This window comes from Trichococcus sp. (genome assembly GCF_049589555.1).
Classification (GTDB): Bacteria; Bacillota; Bacilli; order Lactobacillales; family Aerococcaceae; genus Trichococcus.
The window spans coordinates 1-2,407 of record NZ_JBAWAZ010000253.1; the positions used below are offsets into that span (position 1 = coordinate 1).

Genomic DNA, 2,407 nt, shown 5'->3' on the forward strand with positions numbered 1-2,407 from the left:
CGGCCATTGATGCCGTAATTGTATTCGAAATATTTCGGATAAACGCTCTCGTTCGTGAATGTCCCGAATTGAATGCGCCATAACAGGATCAGATGCCCCGGCAGGATATCTTCCTCAAAACGGATCATGTTGCGTTTGGGTACGAGCTGTTCCGATCCGATCCGGACGGCGTTCAGCCAACCCTCCTTATCGCGTTTTTCGGAAATGTAAGGAATTTCCGAATAATCCTGATAGAGCGCGAATATGTCCTGCACCGCTTTATCCTGCAAATCCAAGTGGCTATTTTGTTTTTCGATGTTGTGGGTATTCATGGAAATCCTCCTGTGCATTATAGTTTCAGAACTCAAAGTCAAAATTCGGCTGAATCATGTGTCAAATTTTACTATTAACGAATTTTTGACATTGACTTAACTTACTCGCGTGCACAGTCATTATATCACCATTGTGGGCTGAATGAAGAATCATACACTTCGGTCAAAATGAGAATGGGATAATCATCTGACGTTGGGTATTTTTTCTTGTTTTTCTGGAGTGTACCAAGTATCCGGGTACTTTTGATATATCCGGTAACTGACTGTAAGCGATAGAGTACGCGACAACCACTTAGCGCAGGCAAAGACCCCGCCCGAATTTTGTCCTCTTTTGACATTCTTCGTCTGCTATAATGAGAACATACAACTAGCACGCAGAAAAGGATAAACTAATGGACAAACATACAACACAACCTTCTTTGTTGGACAGACTGAAAGCACATACGGCGTCCGACAGCATCCCGATGCATATGCCGGGTCACAAGCGGAACACCGCGCTGTTGGGAACGGATCTGCCTTACAACATCGACATCACGGAAATAGATGGCTTCGACAATCTGCATGGCGCGAGTGGCATCCTCAACGAATATATGGAAGAAATCGCAGACTTCTACGGAACCAAGCGTTCATTTTATCTCGTGAACGGGAGCACCTGCGGCATCTTGGCGGGAATCCGGGCTACGACGAGACGCGGCGGCAAGATTGCGGTCGCGCGGAATTGCCACAAGTCGGTCTATCATGCGATCGAGCTTTTCGGATTGGAGGCCGTCTATCTGATGCCGGAAATGGATGAAACTTTCGGCATCCACGGTGGCATTTCGACGGCAAGCATCGCTGATACGCTAAAAAAGAATCCGGACACGCAGCTGGTCGTTTTGACTTCGCCGACGTATGAGGGGGTAGTCAGCGATATCGCAGCGATTTCGGAAATCTGTCATGGGCACGGAATTCCCTTGATGGTCGACGAGGCGCACGGCTCGCATTTCAATTACTCGGAATATTTTCCGGCTAGCGCGACCGCACTCGGCGCAGATATCGTGATCCAGAGTCTGCACAAGACTTTGCCTTCGTTGACAATGACGTCATTTGCCCATCTGAACGGAGACCTGATCAGTCCGGAAGAACTGGCCCGGCAACTCGCCATCTTCGAAAGCAGCTCGCCGTCCTATGTGCTGATGGCTTCGATCGACCGCTGTTTCCGTTTGCTGCGAGACGAAGGGGAGCAACTGTTCGAAAACTACAATCAAAGATTAAGCGACTTTTCGGAAAAAATGAAACAGCTCGAGCATTTAAAGGTGCTGTGCCACGGGAACGACAGTCCGGCGGCGCACCCAACCTTTTTCGCCTTCGACCAAGGCAAAATCCTGATTTCTGCGCAAGGCACCGGCTTAACCGGACAGGAACTTTCCGAAACGTTGCGGAGCGATCATCATATCGAAATGGAGATGGCTTATGGCGATCATGCGTTGGCGATGACCAGTGTTTGCGATACCGATGCCGCAATGGCTGCATTGGCTGATGCACTTTTAGCAATTGATAGCACGCTCAGCTCGGCAGCTGGGGAGCACGCGCCATATGCCGCAACAACCCTGTTCTCCTTGCCGGAAAAGCAATGCGAAATCTGGCAGGCCCTGGAATCGGAAAAAGCGGTGTGTCCGTTGGAGCGAGCTGCAGGGCAAACAGCAGCCGAATACATTTGGGCATATCCACCGGGCATCCCGTTGCTTGTGCCTGGAGAACGGATCAGCGCCGGGTTTATCCGCCAAATCCATGCCTTATTGGAAAAGGGGACAAGGGTCTACAGCGATGCTGACGGGCTTCCGGAAAATATCCGAATTATGCACCAGAAAAGCCTTGCTCAGCAGCTTACATTTTGATAGTTATTGGATGAATCACGATATTGATAAAAACGGTCACTATGCTGATAGGTAGGCAGATTGACGGACTAACAATTTGTTGGTAAAATAATTCACAAAGGGAGCATTTTTCTGTCAAGCAATATGCTTCCTTAACCTATTTCAGAGGAGATGTCGTTATGAAAAGAATCGTAACATTAAGCACCCGCAACCTGAAGGATACTGCCAAACATGGCGGCT

1 protein-coding gene and 1 pseudogene are annotated in these 2,407 nt (G+C 48.8%); one reads left to right on the forward strand and one right to left on the reverse strand.

Annotated elements, in window-relative coordinates:
- Nucleotides 1–311 (reverse strand): annotated as a pseudogene (locus WBV27_RS09195) (hypothetical protein); the annotation flags it as partial.
- A 392-nt stretch (nt 312–703) separates the two neighbouring features.
- Between WBV27_RS09195 and WBV27_RS09200 the strand changes: the two are divergent.
- The gene (locus tag WBV27_RS09200; RefSeq protein ID WP_424201407.1) at nt 704–2,188 is read left to right on the forward strand and encodes an aminotransferase class I/II-fold pyridoxal phosphate-dependent enzyme; all 1,485 of its coding nucleotides are present in this window, start codon (nt 704–706) and stop codon (nt 2,186–2,188) included.
- Nucleotides 2,189–2,407 lie beyond the last annotated feature (219 nt).

Bases quoted from the DNA above. Each gene is read 5' to 3' on its own strand.
- WBV27_RS09200 (WP_424201407.1), top strand. From the start codon at position 704: ATGGACAAACATACAACACAACCTTCTTTGTTGGACAGACTGAAAGCA.